The following is a 13,777-nucleotide window of genomic DNA, read 5'->3' on the forward strand; positions in this document are numbered from 1 at the left end:
TGGACTGTCTCTCCGCCGTGCGGACTCCGGTCCCCTTGGTCCCGCCGATGGGCCCCCGAGGCCGAGTAGACCGGCCGATCGTGGGAAAGATCAGGGCTTCCGAACGGGCACCACTGCTCGCCTACCCGCAAGGATCGCCGATGCTTCCTGAAGTCCGCCCCCACGTATCCGCCCCCCTCACAGACCAGTTGGAACACCAGTTGGGTCTGGCTCCAGACCTCGAAGCCAGCCATCTCGATGCGGAGCGCGTAGCCGGCATCGCAGTCGTCGCAGCTGCTCACTCCGGTGGCTACGCGGCCATCGGCCATCTCCTCGGGCTGCTGGCCGCGCTCCCTGCCCCCACCGCGGCAGGTGAGCACTTCTGGTTGGAACTGTGGAGGTCCTCGGGCACCGCCTACCTGCTACCTGCCAACATGAAGGCTGAGGTGCTGCAATCCCTGGCAGGCGAAGGAACCGCCCTGGCCCGACAGATCCTCTCGGCTGTCGATGAGATGACCCCGCCCCAACGCGTCGCGGCCGGGGAGGTGATCGGTCAAGCCCTCGCCGAGTCCGATCATCTTCCCGACCTCAAGACACAGGTCATCGGAGAACTATGGCTCCGAGATCTCGAACTCACCGCCTGGCGCGTCCTGCACGCCGACGGCAGGTCGGACGATCTGGACGGAAAGCCTTCCTCGAAGCCTGGACGAGTGTCTGAACGTCTGTTCCGCCGTCCTGCGCGATGAAGCTGAAGCTCTTGTCCTCGTTGAACCACTTCACCGTTCCCGTAGCCATGTCTCATGCCTGCCAGCCGATGTACGCCTCCCGCAACGTGCGGGAGGCAGAGGTGATCGCCTTGATTCCTGTGGCACGGCACAGCAGAACGCCCACGCCGTAGACGTTGGCGAAGGCGGGCGCGCTGCCTCAAGCCACGGGCGGTTTCGCTGATTCGGCGGCGCGGCGGTATTCGGCGTTGATGCGCTGGGCTTCTTCGAGCTGGTCTTCGAGGATGACGATGCGGCAGGCGGCCTCGATGGGGGTGCCCTGGTCGACGAGTTCCCGGGCGCGGGCGGCGATGCGCAGTTGGTAGCGGGAGTAGCGGCGGTGTCCGCCCTCGGAGCGCAGCGGGGTGATGAGGCGGGCTTCGCCGATGGCGCGGAGGAAGCCCTGGGTGGTGCCGAGCATCTCGGCGGCCCGGCCCATGGTGTAGGCGGGGTAGTCGTCGTCATCGAGACGGCTGAGCGAGTCGTCTGCTGTCATTGCACCTCTCTGTGGAACGCGTGGAGGGGCCCTGGTGCCGTATGGCACCAGGGCCCCGAAGGAACTGCTACACCATCTGCCGGCCCTGGTACTGCGCCGGCCTTCTGTGTCCGCACGTCCACCCGGGAGAGGGCGGGGAATGCGGGGATCGCGGTTGCTTGACCGAAGACCACCTCACTATCGATGTCCTGCGGTACCCGGGCTCAAGACTTCCGCCCGGGCGATCCTGATGGCGCGGGGCTCCTCCGTTCTTCCCTCGGTGATCAACTGCTTACCAAACGGGGGACTGCGTACTGCTGGTACTGCTCTACTGCGTACTGCTGGTGATGCGAACTGCTCAGTGGCCTGCGACAGCACCACTCTTCGGCAGCCAGCCCCGTCGCCCGTCCTGCGTCTGCTCTGGCTTAGAACCCCACTGCCGAACTTCCCGGTGCGCGCGCCCGCAGCCGACGCCTTCACCGAGGTGCTGCTCACTGACTTCACTGCTGGGTACTGCGAACTGCACTTACGGGTACTGCACTTGCGTTAACTGCGGTCTTGCTCACGGCGGCCCCTGATCACTGCGGGCCACCCGGTCCGGTCGTCAGTCCCGTCGCCGTCCTGCAACAACCCTGGCTTCGGAACTCCACCACCGCACCGTCCTGCGCACTGCAACTGCGTGTACTGCTGCCCGGCAGTTCGTCTCTGCCAGGCCTGCTGTCTCTCTGGGCTACGAGAGAAACCATAACCACACCACCGCCCAATGTCTACTCCGGTCGACATAGATTTCCGCGTGTTCGACCGTGAGGTAATCGACCTCGAACAGCGACGAGGGCAGGCGCAAGGCCGTCACTGCCGACGGGTTAACGGGCCGCAGGCCGGGGCAGAAGCCCGGGCAGACAGGACCGGCATTGACGACAGAGACCAGGGTGACCTGATGGACACGATGAGCGTCAACGTCGCAACCGTCCGCTCCGCGACATCCGTCGCCGGCGCACGCGAGAGCACCCGGGATTTCCTCGAAGGTCTCGTACATCCGATCGCAGCCGAGGCTGCCGACACCGCGGTCCTGGTGGTCTCGGAGCTCGTCACCAACGCCCTGCGCCACGGCGGCGGCACCTGCACCCTGGACCTGACCGCTCACCCGGACAGCATCGAGGTGGCCGTGCACGACCCCAGTCCGCAGTTGCCGCGCATGCGCACCCCCGACCTGAACGGCGGCACCGGAGGCTTCGACTGGCCCATGGCCAACCGCCTCGCCCGCGCCACCGCGGTGACCCGCCACACGGCCGGCGGCAAGACCGTAAGCGCCCTCCTCACCCGGTAGGGCCAAGGCGCCGGCGCCGACCGGGGTGATCTGCGGCCTCCCCAAGGTCAATCTCACCGATGACCGCTGTACCGACAGCCGTGACGGCTGCCTGTAGAGCCGGTTTTCGTTCCGATGTTCCCATCCACACCGCAGGGGTGACGGCCACTGTTCCGGGACCGGGCGCGGTGGGAAACTGCGGCGGTGTCGGGATTCACGACGGATACGAAGGACTACGGCGACCGTCTCGTGTACGAGCCGCTGGAGAGCAAGTGGGGCCGCTACCACGCGACCCACTGCGGGTGCGGGCAGGACTGGCCCACCGTCCACGCCGTGCCCGCGGGCTTCACCGTGATCCCCCGGGGCAAGACCGGCTACTACGGCCTGGTGGGCCCCGAGCTGACGTAGGGCGTGGACGAGTCGGCGCTGACGGCCAACGCGCTGTGGGAGGCGGTCACCGGCAAGCCCGGCACCCAGACCTCACACAAGGGCGTGCACATCACCTGCCGCAGTCCGGAGTCGGAGGCGAAGCGCAAGGCGGACAACGACGAGTACTACGGGCGGATTCGTGAGGAGAGCGCGAAGCGGAAGGCCGCGGCGAAGAAGGAGCCGATCACGCCCGCTCAGCTGAAGTACCTCACCAGCCTCGCGGTCGCGGATCCGTTCACCGGCGCTCTTGAACGCCTGCAGGTCACTCGTCGTTACGGCGCGTACGAGATCCTGAATCGCCTTTGCCAGCACGGCGTTTCCCCCCTCGGCGGCGAGTCGTACGGCCTCGAAGAGGTTGGCGTTCTTGTTCGCGCTGCTGATGGAGTCCCCGGCGCCCATGACCTCGTCGAGCGTCTTGCAGGCAGGAGCAGCGGCGCCACCGGCGCCCGTCGGCGGGACGGCGGAGGGGGGTTGGGGCGTGGCTGTCGTCGTAGGGACCGCCAGTCCCGTAGTCACCACGGTGACGGCCAGAAGAGCGGCCAGCCCGAGCACAGCGCGCTGCCGACGGGAGACGGGCACGGACACCGGCGGCGTCCCGGGGATTCGGCGCCGCGCCCACCACGAACCGGCCGCCGCGGCCGCCCCGGCGCCCACGACGGCGCTCGCGGTACCGGCCACGACGATGCGCAGCAAGGTGTCGCGTACGAAGGAAACCTCGAGGCTCATCGCGCAGGGGCCGGGCACCAGAGCGAACACGTCCCAGCAGCCGCCCAGCACGGTGCCGCCGAAGAGGGCCACCGTCGCCAGCAAACACATCCGCAACGAACTCCGATAACTCACCCCGGAGCCGTTCCACCTGCCCGAGCTTCATACCGACCAGACCACCATGCCCCCGACCAGGCAAGGTCGGCAGAGGAAACGAAGCACTAGGCCAGGTGCCTGCTGAACCAGTCCGTGGCCAGCTCGGTGACCGATTCCAGGGTGCCGGGTTCCTCGAAGAGATGAGTGGCACCGGGGACGATGGCCAGCTGATGCTCGCAGCTCAGGCGCGCAGCGGCCTGCCGGTTGAGGTCCAGCACCAGGTGGTCGCGACCCCCGACAATGAGCAGCGTCGGAGCCTTCACCTCCGGCAGCCTGGGGCCGGCCAGGTCCGGCCTGCCTCCGCGGGAGACGACTGCCGTGACGTCCGCGGCGGGCTCCGCCGCGGCCCACAGCGCGGCGGCGGCGCCTGTGCTGGCACCGAAGTAGCCGAACTCCATGCCCTGGGTGTCGGGCTGCTCACGCAGCCATTCGGTCGCCTGGGTCAGGCGGCGGGCGAGCAGCGCCGTGTCGAACACGTTGTCCCGGTTCACCGCCTCGGCCTCGGTGAGCAGATCGAACAGAAGGGTGCCCAGACCGGCGCGGTTCAGCCCGGTGGCGACGAATCGGTTGCGCGGGCTCTTCCTGCTGCTGCCGCTGCCGTGGGCGAAGAGGACGACCCCGGGGGCACCGCGGGGCACCGTGAGCCGCCCGTCGAGCGCAGCGCCTCCGGCCGGTATCCGGACCGACCTGTCATAGGGCAGGGAATCATGCTCCGGGGAGGCGCTGCCCGCGGCCGGCGGCGCGTCGGACGTGGCGTGCGCCACGCGGTTGTGCTCCAGGCAGGCGATGACCTCCGCGTCGCTCGTCTGCCCGAAGTCCGCGTAGAACTCACCGATCGCGTGGAACTGCCGGGGGGTGTGCAGACAGACGCCTTCGTCCGCCTCGCCTCCGAGGCGGGCCGACCAGTCGTGCGGCGCCACGGGAACCGCCAGCACGATCCGCGACGCGCCGCGGGCGCGCGCAATCCGGCAGGCCGCCAGTGCCGTGGAGCCGGTCGCCAGACCATCGTCCACCACCAGAACCGTCTGTCCCTCGTACCGGGCCGGCTGCCGCTCGCCCCGATAGCGGCGGGCGCGTTGCTCCAGGACGCCGCGCTCGTGTTCCTCCACCGCCGCCAGATCACGGTCCGTCACACCCATGCCCCGCACCACCGGTTCATTGACGACGCGCACGCCTTCCTCGCCGATGGCGCCCATGGCCAGCTCCGGCTGGAAGGGCACCCCCAGCTTGCGTACGAGGCAGACGTCGAGCGGAGCGCCCAGGGCCTCTGCGATCTGCGCAGCGACCGGGACGCCGCCGCGGGGAAGTCCCACGACCACCAGGTCTTGGCCCTTGAGGTGGTTCAGCCGGGCGGCGAGTCGCCGGCCCGCGTCGGTTCGGTCTGTGAAGTACATGGTCGCCTCCCGAGTGAGGTGAGGTGAGGTGAGGCCCTCGAGTCCCGACTGCCCGTTGTGCGCGCCGGGCGGCCGTTGCTGACAGATCTCGCCGATGCCACCGGGCTTAACGGCGCCTTCACCGCTGCGCTGCGTCGGCTTCGGCCTCGCGAAACCCAGATCATCGGCCAGCGCAAACGTGCCACTCAGAGCGAAACGGCACATAAACGAATAGACATCGCATCTAATGTTCCCAGAGTGTTCCCATCAGGCACACAAAAGGCCCTCCGTGATCTCTCACGAAGGGCCTTGGAGCCTCTGACCTGGGCTTTTATGAGCCGGCTTCGGGATTCGAACCCGAGACCTACGCATTACGAGCAGTAACGGGTACCGAACGCGATCACGGGGCCCATCTGCGGCTTCGAGGATCCGAACCCCCGCCGCGCCACTGACCTGCGGCTATGCCAGCCCTCGGGTTCCCTATCGGTCCCCGTCGCTCCTGGTCCCTCTCGAACACTCTGCCCCCGGGGTGTCCCCGTGGGTCCCGTTGTCCCCGGAGCGTCCCCGATGGTCCCGCATGGAACCGGGGGCGATGACCTGCCGGGAAGGGGTCCCGACGAAGCCGCAGCTGTCGGGCGTGGCTCGGTTCTCGGGGCCTACGCACTGCCACTCGGGCGCTGCGTACGTCTCTGTCCCCGGAAGCCTGCGCGTATCAGTCTGCCCCAACTGGCCTCTTCGTGGGGCGGATGTCGCCGAACCAAAGGTGGCAGTACGTCCGGCGGAGCTGGTTGAGGTCGCCGGTGACCGCCAGGCCGAGGGCGTCGGTGACGAGCGCGTGGAGATTGCTGCGGGCGAGCTGGGCGGCGGCCCAGGAGAGTACGAGTTCCTGGCGGGGCTTGTAGGCCACGAGGGCGTTCGTGAGGCGCGTTGAGGCTCGAAGGACGAGATCCGGTTTGCCATTGTTCTGGAGGATTTCCGGGCCGTTCGCATTCAGCCAATCTTGGGCGTGCTCGGCGTGCCAGATGAAGTAGGCGTCGGCTTCGGCGCCTTGGACTGCTTCGGCGTCTCCTTCGTGGGCGATCTCGAGGGCTGCGACGCGGGAGTCGTCGCTGTCGACGATGAGGAAGGTGACACTGTCCTCCTCGTAGTTGGCCTTGATGACGCCCCAGGGTCCGGGGATGGTCTTGTCGCGCAGGGCTTTGATGGCGGCGTACGGGTCGTTGGTGGTGGGCATGCCGGGCTCCTCAGGCGGTGGGCGTGGGGGCGAGGTAGCCACGGCAGCCGCAGTACTCGTAGCAGCGGGAGTCTTCGGGGACGGAGGGGTGCGGGACGCCTTGGTGGATGCCGCGGGCGTGGCCGCAGCCGGGGCGGGCACAGTGAGGGTGGTGATGGTTGTCGTGCCGGTGGGCGGAGAGGCCGACTTCGTGGATGGTCTGGCCGGTGCCGCGGGTGGGTTCGGTGTCGGCGTAGCAGCCGCCCCAACCGCAGTCGTGGTTGAAGGCGAAGGTGCCGGCGAAGGCGAGTGCTCCGCAGCGTCCGCAGCGGTATTGCTCGGAGCCGTTCTCGCTGCGCGGGATGGGTTCGCCTGTGCAACAGTCGATCTTCAGGGATTCGCGGAGTGCGGCGTAGCGGGTGGCGCGGGCTGCTGCTTGTTTTTCGCGGGTTGAGGTTCGTTCGTGGGCTGCTTGGTATTCGCCGAAGAGGTCGAATTGTGTCATGACAGTTATCCGTCTTCCCTACATGTCGTGGGTACGGGGCGGCGTTGGTGCGCCCCGTACCCAGGGCCGTGCGGTCAGTTGGTGCTGGTGGTCTCGGTCTGCTGTGTCTTCGCGGGGCGTGGTTTCGCCGCCGTCTTGGTGGCTGTGGTTGTGGCGCGGCGGGGCTTGGTGGGTGCCGCTGTCTTCTTCGTGGTGGGCTGCGCCTTCGTACTGCGTCCGCTGGGGGTCTTGGCCGCGGCTGTCTTGGCCGGCGGGTTCCCCCGGGGCTGGGGCTTCGGCTTGGCTGCCTTCGTCGTCTTCGTGTTCGAGCCCGTGGTGGTCTTCTTTGCTGCGGGGCGGGCGCGTTTGCGGGGGAAGGCGCGCAGAGGCGGGCGTTCGCCTTCGAAGGCGGGCAGCAGCCGGGCGCGGATGGCGTCCGCGGTGGCCTTGGCGGGCGGGTTGGTAGTGAAGGCAACGCCAGTGTTGTAGCGGATGCCAGGGGTGAGGTGTTCGAGGCTGTCAGCGTAGGAGGTGGTGTCGTTGTCGTCGGTGAACTCGCGTCGCGGTGCGTCAATGGCCCAGGTCTGGACGGCTTCTCCGCGCCAAAGGTGTCTGATCCCGATGCGGCGGCCGTCGGTGTGGGTGAGAAAGGCGGTGAGGCCGGTGGGTTGTTCTTCGTCGAGGGTCCAGCCGTCACCGAGGACTTCGAGGATCGCGTTGATGAATGGTCCGAAGTCGGCGGGGAACAGACGCTGCGGCTTGTTGGTGGTGGAGTCGGTGGAGGTCATGCGGCTGCTCCCTCGAAGAGCTGGTCGAAGGCGTGGAGGATTCGTCGCGTCCTGTGCTCGAACCGGGCCTGTTCGACGACGGTGTTGCGGTGCTCGATGACTGCGGTGCGTTCGGCGAGGGCCTTGGTGAGGCCGTTCTCCTCGAAGGTGTTGCCGCACCAGATGGCGACTTGGGGGCCGAGGTCCCAGTAGATGGCGTTGACTGCGGCGCAGGCGGCGGAGAGGCGGTCGATGTCGTTGCCAATCCACGTGTAGTCGTGGGGGTTGAGGTTGCGTTCGTGGAGGAGGTGGGCGACGGAGCGGAACATGCCGCCGCTGCCGATGGCTGGTTCCCGGATCGTCAGCCCGTCGTTTGCGTCGAGGAGGATGTTCGCCATCAGGTCCGAGACGCAGGGTGGGGTGTGGTACTCGCCGCGCCATTTTTTGTCGCTCTTGTGCCGTAGTCCGGTGAGGAGCGCGCTGAGGATGTCGGCGCGCGTTCGCGTGTACGGGTCGTCGTGGCCGGTGAGGTCGAGGAGTCCGGTGTTCACGGCCGTGTGGACGACGGCTTGGACGGCGCGGAGTTGCTGGTCGTGGGGGTCTTCTTCGATCCAGTTGTGCAGGGGGCGTGCGCATTCGATGAGGTCGGGGCGGTAGTACCACTGGACGCCCCAGATTTCCCGCAGCAGCGGTAGGAATTGCGGGGGTTGGAGGGTGAGGAGCCAGTCGCCGGCGAGGGGTTCGCGGAAGAAGGTCAGGGCGGCGACGGTGCCGAGGGGGATGTCCATGCGGCTGCCGCCGTAGTGGCTGTACCAGGCGTCCATCACGTTCTCGGCGATCTTGTGGGCGTGCTGGTGGGGGTCGCGGGGCGCTGCGTACTTCTTGCGGCGAAGTGCGTGGCGGGGCTTGGCGGCTTCCTCTTCACGTTGTTCGGCTTCGCGTTGTTCGGCGCGGGTTTCGAGCTTCTTCTCCACCTCGCCGAAGAGGTCGAACTGGACCATCGTGATCACCGCTCTCCGGTCTCGGTGGTGGCGAACGGGTGCGGTGGTGCGCTCGCGGGCGCCGGGACGGGGCCGGCCTGGAGGATTGCCGTGGCGTGGTCGGCGCGGTCGATGTAGTAGGCGCGGTCGCGGCTCAGGCGTTGCATGCGTTGCTCGTACTCCGCGATCAGTCCGCCGTACCGGCTCAGGGAGCGGGGCGCGCTGTGGTGCTCGTGGGCTCGGCGCAGTTCCGGCGTCCAGGGCTGGGCGAGCCAGTGCCGAAGGAGGGCGTTGACGATCTCGGTGGCCCGGCGGGCGGTGCCCTTGGGGGCGCGGACGGGTGCCGTGACGAGGAGACGGTACGGGTGTAGACGCAGTTGCCCGGTGTCGACGGTCCGGCGGGGGAAGCACTCGCTTCCGGCGAGCGTGACGCCGAAGAGGACGGGGGCTTCGGTCATGTCGAAGCCGGCTGGGCCTGTGCCGTAGGCGACTTGGAGGTTCTCTTCGGTGGGCGGGTGGTCGGCGTCGGGGTGCCAGTCGGGGTTCCAGCCGAGGGTGAAGGCTCCGATGCCGGTGATGCGGTAGACGGCCTGACCGGTGTCGAAGTCTGCAAACTCCTTGGTCTCGAGGGCCGATCCGCCGCCGACGGTGAAGGTGAGCACGAGGGGTGCCTTTCGGGCGTTGGGGCATGGGTGGGGCCGGGGCCGGCCTGGTGGGCGCGGCCCCGGTGGTGTGCGGTGGGTGGTCAGCCGTGTTCGGCGTGCCAGCCGGTCACGTACGCGCCGACTTCCTCGGCGAGCGGTTCGAGGGCGAGGTGGCCGGGCGGGTCGCCTTCGGGGGTGGTGGTGTCGTAGATGACCTTGGCTGTGCCGTAGGTGTTGTCGATGTGGACGGCCTTCCAGCCGCCGAGCTCGCTGCGGTCGTCGTGCCAGGGGAGGGAGTCGCGGCCGGCGATGGCGACGTACTGCTCGCCATCGTCGGTGAGTTGGATGGTGATGTTCAGCTCGTTGCCGCACCAGTCCACGCCGACGTCGGTGCAGTGCTGTTCGAGGGCTTCGATGACGTCGGCGTACAGGGCGCGGGCTTTGTACTCGTCTGCGCGGCGCAGCAGTTGGACTGCGCTGAGGTGGGTGAGGGTCATGGCTTCGCCTCGGGGTCGGGCGTGTGCCGGCCGCAGACGAAGGACAGGGGCTCGCCGTCCTGCGGGAGGTCCAGGTCGATGTCCTCGGGCTGCTCGCACAACAGGCAGGGCAGCGTGACGGTGCGGAGCATGTGGCGGGCGCGCACCTGGGTGTTGGCCGGCAGGTGCAGTTGGATCCCGGGGAGGGAGATGCGCAGGAGGGCGAGTTCGGAGGAGACGTCCGTCCTGCTGACGGCTGTGACCGCGAGTGGCGTGGTCGGGGCGTCGGGGAAGGTGAACACATCGCCGGGGCGGAGCTCGTGGACGTACACGGCTCTGGTGAAGGGGAGGGTGATCACGGCGTAACTGCCCATGGGGCGGCTCTCTTTCCGCTGTGTGGATGGTGTGGTGTGGTCGGGTCCGCCGGGTGGCCGCCTCGCACGCGGCATGGTGAGCGGTCAGTCGTCGGCGAGGTGCACGCCGGTGTCGAGGGGGCCGCGGTCGAGTTCGGCGGCGATGTGCGTGGGGACGCGCGGGACTTGGGTGGCGTGGAGGGTGATCTCGCCGCCTCCGAAGTCGATGGCGACGGTGCCGTCCGGTTCGATGCGGGTGACGCGTCCGTACACGGGCTGGTCGGGGTGGCGCACCCAGTCGCCGGTGGCGAGGGGCGGCAGGTGCTGGGGGCACAGGCCGGGGTCGCGCAGGGAGAGGTGGGAGGCTGCCGGGTGCCAGCAGGGCTGGCCGTCGGGGCGCGGGTGTTCGCAGCCGCGGGTGGGCTGGCCGTAGCCGTCGCAGCGGATGAGGATCGGGTGGGGCCAGGGTTCCTTGGCGCGGACGATGGCGAAGGTGACCGCGCCGTGCTGGCCCTGCTCGTGGAAGGCGACGTATTCGATGGTCAGGCCGACCGTCAGGGGCCAGGACTTGAGGACGTTGGAGGCGATGGCCTGGACGTGTTGGGCCGGGACGGCGGGCATGCGCGACCTTTCATTAGTCAGGTGCATGACATTCAGATCTGGGTCGGCGTCGGGAGAACGAGGATCGCCTTGCGGCCTTCCGGGGTGTCGATGGGCAGCAGGTGCTGGGCGCGCAGGTGCGGGAGAGCACGGATCTGGGCGGCGAGCGCGGCGATCTGACGTTCGGTCTCGACTGGCCACAGCGGCAGGTACGGCAGGGCCTGGATGGGCTCTGTGGTGGCGCCGGACTCCGCGATGTCCGCGCTGGTGAGGTCCAGGACGTGGGCCGGGTCGTCGGTGAAGTCGACGGTGAGCAGGATCGCGTGGGGGTGGTGGGCGCGGGCGAGTTCGGCGATGCGGCCGGCTCGGTCGTACGGCGGGAGGTCGAGGACCCACTGCGCTTCGCCGGCCGATTCGGGGCGTACAGCGCTCCAGGCGGCGGAGTTGAGGCCGGCGAGTGCGTCGGTCAGGTCGTCGGCGAGTTCGTCGAGGTCGAGGGCGGGTGTACTGGCGGTGGCGTCGAGGATCTGCCTCTGGGTGCCGTCGGGGCCGGTGGTGAAGAACCCCCGCAGGTCGAGCTCTCGCGAGCGGGAGTAGTGGACGAACGTGAGGTGTGTGGTGTCCGGGAACGCCGCACGGATGCGGGCGCTGACGTGGTCGAGGACGGCGATCTCGTACTGGGCCTGGACTTTGTTGAAGGCGGTGACGGCCACGTTGCGGTGGTGCAAGGTCGCGGCGATCGCGTTCAGTCTGCGGTCGGTCATCGAGGTGGTGTCCTTCCGGATCACGGGGCCACGGGGCCAGGGAGGGGGCGCGGGGTGGGCTCGAAGTGCGGGAAGGGGAGGATCCACAGCTGTTCGCCATGCTCGGACTCGAGGTCCACGCACGGGTTGAGGTGGCGGCTGCGCAGGTGCGGGAGGGTGTAGAGCTGGCCGAGGACTGCGGCGAGCTGGTGGGAGATGTCGTGCGGCCACAGGCTGTCGGCTGTGGCCGGCGTACAGCGGGGGCACGGGATAGTGATTCTCTCGCCGTCGGCGCGGATGACCTGCTCGAAGCCGACGGCGATGCGCCCGTGGCTGGCATCGAAGAGGCAGATCAGGGAGACGGCGTCGGGGACGTAGCGGCGGACGATGCCCGCGATGTGGGCGGCCCGGTCGGCGGGCGGGAGGGTGATCCAGCGGCGGTCGCGGTGCTGGTGGTCGGGGTGAGGCTCGGCCAGTCCCCACTGGTAGAGGTACGGGCCGACCAGGACCCGTCCGAGATCGTCGACAAGTTCGTCCAGGTCCAGCGGGCCGTCCTGCACGGCGGTGGAGTCGGGGGCGCGCAGGAGGCGGCCGGTGCCGGATCCATGCACCGGGGCGCTCCAGATGCCGTGCAGTTCGACGTCGCCGTCGGCGTCTTCGCTGACTTCGAGGTGCTGGGCGTCGGGGTGGGCGGCGCGGACGCGGGCGGCGATGTCGTCGTGGATGGCGAGGTAGAGCGACTCGGCCGCCTGGATGTAGGTGATGGCAAGGTCGTTCAGAGGCTCTTGGGTGGGTCGAAATGGCTGTTCGTTCACAGGTGTTGGCTCCTTGGGGATCGGGTCAGGACTGGCGGCGGAGTACGACGGCGGTGGCGTTGTCGGATGCGTGGAGGCCAGCGGAGTCAACGAGGAACTGCGCGGCGTCGTTAGGGTCGGGCGTGGTCAGGGCGCGCAGGATCACGTGGTCGGCGAGGAGTTGGCTGACCCCGTCGCTGCACAGCAGCACGCTGCGGATGGTGCGGGCGGGCAGAGACGTGGTGACGAACTCGTGGCGCGCGACGGTGCGGGTGACCTTTCGGTCGTAGAGCTCCAGCGGGCCGCACCGGTTGGTGTGGCGGCGGATGCGCTCGCCGAGTAAGTGGTCGCAGGTGGCGCGCTGAAGTTGGCCGTCGTCGGTGAGCGCATAGGCGCGGCAGATTCCGGCCCAGGTGATCGCGATGCGGCTGTGGTCGGGGTCGAAGAGGGCGGTGACGATCGACGCGTCCGCCAGGTTGCCGCTGGCGGCGAGGTGTTCGCGGGCGGCGGTACAGCCGGCCTCGGTGGTGGCGGTGAGCGTCGCGTGAGCGGCCGCGTCGGCGGCGAGTTGGGCGGCTTCGGCTGCCTCGGCGGTGTCGCCGATGCCGTCGGTGACGCAGGCGGCGATGCGGCCGGTGGCACGGTCGCCGCCGACGGCGAAGGCGTCGGCCTGGACCTCGCGGTGGCCTTGGCGTTGGGCGCCGCCTACGCGCCAGGGGGTTGGTGGCATGTACTTGTGCTCCTTCTGTACGACGGTGGTGGGTGGGTCCCATCCGGGGCCGGGCCTCTCCCACCCGGCGCGGCCCCGGACGGGGGCTCGGATGCTCTACGGCACAGGCACGGGCATAGGTGTGAGCGTGGCGGTCGGGAGGTCGGCCGCCGAGGTGATGAACTGCGGGCAGGCGCCGAAGCGTTCGTGAAGGGTGTGCTCGCCCTCCCACTGTGCGCACCGGACACAGACGGGCCGGGCGCGCTTGGGGGCGGGACGGGCGATGTAGGCGCCGGGCAGGTCGTCGTAGGTGAAAACGATGACGCCCGTGGCCTCCTCCAGGCTGGCGGCGCCGGGGCTGGTGATGGCGGCGCGGAGTGTGGTGCGCAGGAGCGCGCCGGACCAATCGAAGCCGGTACTGATCTCCGCCTTGGGGTCGTCATAGGTGACCCGGTAGGCCGTGAACCCCGCCTCGGCCGGGTCGGTCAGGGGGCGGGCCCAGAACTGAACAGGCCGGTCGTCGTCGCGCAGTTCGGGCTGGGCAGCGATGGCGGAGACGATCCGCGTGATCAGGTCGCCGTCGTCGCCGAGCCCGGACTGCTGGGCGGCCTTGGCGCACAGTTCCTCGAAGCCCGCGACGCCATAGCCAGCGAGCCACCGGTCGGGGGTCAGCTCCCCACCGAAGTTGGTACGGAAGTCCTCGCGGTCGCGACGCTGCACGGCGGCGACAATGTCGACCGCGCGGTGGATCTGGGCTGGGCTGACACCGTGTTTGGCTGCCTCCGCGTACAGGAGCTGCTCGCGTGTGGACTGGTCCACTTCTCTCT

At 68.9% G+C, this 13,777-nt stretch carries 18 protein-coding genes and 1 pseudogene; 3 read left to right on the top strand and 16 right to left on the bottom strand.

The annotated features are described in order from the left end of the window. The first annotated feature begins 140 nt into the window (after positions 1 to 140). Positions 141 to 725: a hypothetical protein gene (locus OG293_RS15450; protein WP_406003856.1), complete on the top strand. Its 585-nt coding sequence runs from the start codon at positions 141 to 143 to the stop codon at positions 723 to 725. Between the two features lies 1 nt (position 726). Here OG293_RS15450 and OG293_RS15455 read toward each other — a convergent pair. Then, positions 727 to 774, bottom strand: a pseudogene (locus OG293_RS15455) (hypothetical protein); the annotation flags it as partial. Between the two features lie 129 nt (positions 775 to 903). Then, on the bottom strand, positions 904 to 1,239 hold the full coding sequence (locus OG293_RS15460; RefSeq protein WP_405999368.1) for a MerR family transcriptional regulator: 336 nt from the start codon (positions 1,237 to 1,239) through the stop codon (positions 904 to 906). A 916-nt stretch (positions 1,240 to 2,155) separates the two neighbouring features. Between OG293_RS15460 and OG293_RS15465 the strand changes: the two genes are divergently transcribed. After that, positions 2,156 to 2,545: an ATP-binding protein gene (locus tag OG293_RS15465; protein WP_405999369.1), complete on the top strand. Its 390-nt coding sequence runs from the start codon at positions 2,156 to 2,158 to the stop codon at positions 2,543 to 2,545. A 183-nt stretch (positions 2,546 to 2,728) separates the two neighbouring features. After that, positions 2,729 to 2,932 carry a hypothetical protein gene (locus tag OG293_RS15470; protein WP_405999370.1) on the top strand — a complete coding sequence of 68 codons (204 nt, stop codon included), beginning with the start codon at positions 2,729 to 2,731 and terminating at the stop codon, positions 2,930 to 2,932. Between the two features lie 72 nt (positions 2,933 to 3,004). On the opposite strand, the gene OG293_RS15475 is transcribed toward OG293_RS15470, so the two are convergent. From OG293_RS15475 to OG293_RS15540, 14 genes are all read right to left on the bottom strand, one after another. Further along, positions 3,005 to 3,769 carry a hypothetical protein gene (locus OG293_RS15475; RefSeq protein WP_405999371.1) on the bottom strand — a complete coding sequence of 255 codons (765 nt, stop codon included), beginning with the start codon at positions 3,767 to 3,769 and terminating at the stop codon, positions 3,005 to 3,007. A gap of 110 nt (positions 3,770 to 3,879) precedes the next feature. Beyond that, positions 3,880 to 5,208 (bottom strand): phosphoribosyltransferase family protein, encoded by a 1,329-nt coding sequence (locus OG293_RS15480; protein ID WP_405999372.1) that lies wholly within the window; start codon positions 5,206 to 5,208, stop codon positions 3,880 to 3,882. 691 nt (positions 5,209 to 5,899) lie between these two features. Next, entirely contained in the window at positions 5,900 to 6,421 is a 522-nt protein-coding gene (locus OG293_RS15485; protein ID WP_405999373.1) for a hypothetical protein, read from the bottom strand. A gap of 10 nt (positions 6,422 to 6,431) precedes the next feature. Next, on the bottom strand, positions 6,432 to 6,905 hold the full coding sequence (locus OG293_RS15490) for a hypothetical protein (protein WP_405999374.1): 474 nt from the start codon (positions 6,903 to 6,905) through the stop codon (positions 6,432 to 6,434). A gap of 74 nt (positions 6,906 to 6,979) precedes the next feature. Continuing rightward, a complete protein-coding gene (locus OG293_RS15495; RefSeq protein ID WP_405999375.1) occupies positions 6,980 to 7,672 on the bottom strand; it encodes a hypothetical protein in 693 nt (230 codons plus the stop codon). Beyond that, entirely contained in the window at positions 7,669 to 8,652 is a 984-nt protein-coding gene (locus OG293_RS15500) for an N-6 DNA methylase (protein ID WP_406003607.1), read from the bottom strand. The genes OG293_RS15495 and OG293_RS15500 overlap by 4 nt, the downstream gene beginning before the upstream one ends. A 5-nt stretch (positions 8,653 to 8,657) precedes the next feature. Beyond that, positions 8,658 to 9,293, bottom strand: a complete 636-nt coding sequence (locus OG293_RS15505; protein WP_405999376.1) for a hypothetical protein — start codon at positions 9,291 to 9,293, stop codon at positions 8,658 to 8,660. Between the two features lie 83 nt (positions 9,294 to 9,376). Further along, positions 9,377 to 9,772, bottom strand: coding sequence for a hypothetical protein (locus OG293_RS15510; RefSeq protein WP_405999377.1), 396 nt, complete (start codon positions 9,770 to 9,772; stop codon positions 9,377 to 9,379). Further along, positions 9,769 to 10,125 carry a hypothetical protein gene (locus tag OG293_RS15515; protein WP_405999378.1) on the bottom strand — a complete coding sequence of 119 codons (357 nt, stop codon included), beginning with the start codon at positions 10,123 to 10,125 and terminating at the stop codon, positions 9,769 to 9,771. The genes OG293_RS15510 and OG293_RS15515 overlap by 4 nt, the downstream gene beginning before the upstream one ends. Before the next feature lie 84 nt (positions 10,126 to 10,209). Beyond that, positions 10,210 to 10,725, bottom strand: a complete 516-nt coding sequence (locus tag OG293_RS15520) for a hypothetical protein (RefSeq protein WP_405999379.1) — start codon at positions 10,723 to 10,725, stop codon at positions 10,210 to 10,212. A 32-nt stretch (positions 10,726 to 10,757) separates the two neighbouring features. Then, a complete protein-coding gene (locus tag OG293_RS15525) occupies positions 10,758 to 11,468 on the bottom strand; it encodes a hypothetical protein (protein WP_405999380.1) in 711 nt (236 codons plus the stop codon). Positions 11,469 to 11,488: 20 nt separating this feature from the next. Beyond that, positions 11,489 to 12,262 carry a hypothetical protein gene (locus OG293_RS15530; RefSeq protein WP_405999381.1) on the bottom strand — a complete coding sequence of 258 codons (774 nt, stop codon included), beginning with the start codon at positions 12,260 to 12,262 and terminating at the stop codon, positions 11,489 to 11,491. A gap of 25 nt (positions 12,263 to 12,287) precedes the next feature. Beyond that, positions 12,288 to 12,971 carry a hypothetical protein gene (locus tag OG293_RS15535; RefSeq protein ID WP_405999382.1) on the bottom strand — a complete coding sequence of 228 codons (684 nt, stop codon included), beginning with the start codon at positions 12,969 to 12,971 and terminating at the stop codon, positions 12,288 to 12,290. Positions 12,972 to 13,067: 96 nt separating this feature from the next. After that, positions 13,068 to 13,769, bottom strand: a complete 702-nt coding sequence (locus OG293_RS15540; protein ID WP_405999383.1) for a hypothetical protein — start codon at positions 13,767 to 13,769, stop codon at positions 13,068 to 13,070. Between the last annotated feature and the right edge of the window lie 8 nt (positions 13,770 to 13,777).

This window comes from Streptomyces sp. NBC_00829 (assembly GCF_045161795.1).
Lineage (GTDB): Bacteria > Actinomycetota > Actinomycetes > Streptomycetales > Streptomycetaceae > Streptomyces.

Excerpts from the sequence above, each read along its gene's own strand:
- OG293_RS15510 (WP_405999377.1), bottom strand. The coding sequence starts at position 9,772 with ATGACCCTCACCCACCTCAGCGCAGTCCAACTGCTGCGCCGCGCAGAC.
- OG293_RS15465 (WP_405999369.1), top strand. The coding sequence starts at position 2,156 with ATGGACACGATGAGCGTCAACGTCGCAACCGTCCGCTCCGCGACATCC.
- OG293_RS15480 (WP_405999372.1), bottom strand. The coding sequence starts at position 5,208 with ATGTACTTCACAGACCGAACCGACGCGGGCCGGCGACTCGCCGCCCGG.
- OG293_RS15490 (WP_405999374.1), bottom strand. The coding sequence starts at position 6,905 with ATGACACAATTCGACCTCTTCGGCGAATACCAAGCAGCCCACGAACGA.
- OG293_RS15515 (WP_405999378.1), bottom strand. The coding sequence starts at position 10,125 with ATGGGCAGTTACGCCGTGATCACCCTCCCCTTCACCAGAGCCGTGTAC.
- OG293_RS15450 (WP_406003856.1), top strand. The coding sequence starts at position 141 with ATGCTTCCTGAAGTCCGCCCCCACGTATCCGCCCCCCTCACAGACCAG.
- OG293_RS15500 (WP_406003607.1), bottom strand. The coding sequence starts at position 8,652 with ATGGTCCAGTTCGACCTCTTCGGCGAGGTGGAGAAGAAGCTCGAAACC.
- OG293_RS15520 (WP_405999379.1), bottom strand. The coding sequence starts at position 10,725 with ATGCCCGCCGTCCCGGCCCAACACGTCCAGGCCATCGCCTCCAACGTC.
- OG293_RS15475 (WP_405999371.1), bottom strand. The coding sequence starts at position 3,769 with ATGTGTTTGCTGGCGACGGTGGCCCTCTTCGGCGGCACCGTGCTGGGC.
- OG293_RS15525 (WP_405999380.1), bottom strand. The coding sequence starts at position 11,468 with ATGACCGACCGCAGACTGAACGCGATCGCCGCGACCTTGCACCACCGC.
- OG293_RS15495 (WP_405999375.1), bottom strand. The coding sequence starts at position 7,672 with ATGACCTCCACCGACTCCACCACCAACAAGCCGCAGCGTCTGTTCCCC.
- OG293_RS15485 (WP_405999373.1), bottom strand. The coding sequence starts at position 6,421 with ATGCCCACCACCAACGACCCGTACGCCGCCATCAAAGCCCTGCGCGAC.
- OG293_RS15535 (WP_405999382.1), bottom strand. The coding sequence starts at position 12,971 with ATGCCACCAACCCCCTGGCGCGTAGGCGGCGCCCAACGCCAAGGCCAC.
- OG293_RS15460 (WP_405999368.1), bottom strand. The coding sequence starts at position 1,239 with ATGACAGCAGACGACTCGCTCAGCCGTCTCGATGACGACGACTACCCC.